Source organism: Methylobacterium sp. WL12, from assembly GCF_008039475.1.
Classification (GTDB): Bacteria; Pseudomonadota; Alphaproteobacteria; order Rhizobiales; family Beijerinckiaceae; genus Methylobacterium; species Methylobacterium cerastii.
This window is the reverse complement of sequence record NZ_VRUW01000244.1, coordinates 1-599: the sequence shown is the minus strand read 5'-3', so window position 1 is coordinate 599 and position 599 is coordinate 1. Positions and strand designations below refer to the sequence as shown.

Here is a 599-nt window from a genome sequence, read left to right as displayed (position 1 = left end):
TCAGCTTGAGGCGACAACATCCCGACTATGCCCCAACGCAACGCCGGGAGCAGGAGCCATCCACACCATCAATCGAGCAAGCCTTCGCCAAGCTGAAGGCGCTCCTGCGAACGGCCGCCGCGCGCACGGTGCCAGACCTCTGGGCCGCCATCCGAGAAGCCTTCAAGGCCTTTCGCCCGCACGAATGCCGAAACTACGTCGCCGCTGCTGGATACGATGCCTTCGACCCAACATGACAGGCAACGGCTCTAGCCTCTGCCTCGACAGCCCGGAAGCGGACCTTCCGAGGGTCGGCAAGGGGCCGGGAGTGGGCCCAGGGAACGGGTTCCATCCGTCAGATTTCCTCCACTAGAGATATTTGAGCCAGGCGATCTCGCGTCGGGATGCCTTGAAGCGCGAGAACCAGGCCGTCGGCCAGTAGAGGGGCACGACCAGGCCGACGTACCAGGCCAGCACCCAGCCATAATTTGCTACGCCGAACACGCTGCCCTGCGTCGGGCCCCAGATGGCGGCGGCACCGTGATACAGGAGCCGCAGGATCGTCAGGTGGAGCAAGTAGAAGAACATCGGCGCACCGCCGAACACCGCCAGGGCCGAGA

Annotated in this window: 2 pseudogenes; one reads left to right on the top strand and one right to left on the bottom strand. The window is 64.4% G+C overall.

The features are described from left to right. Positions 1 to 236, top strand: a pseudogene (locus tag FV226_RS27710) (hypothetical protein); the annotation flags it as partial. A 112-nt stretch (positions 237 to 348) separates the two neighbouring features. Here FV226_RS27710 and FV226_RS27705 read toward each other — a convergent pair. Beyond that, positions 349 to 599 (bottom strand): annotated as a pseudogene (locus FV226_RS27705) (hypothetical protein); the annotation flags it as partial.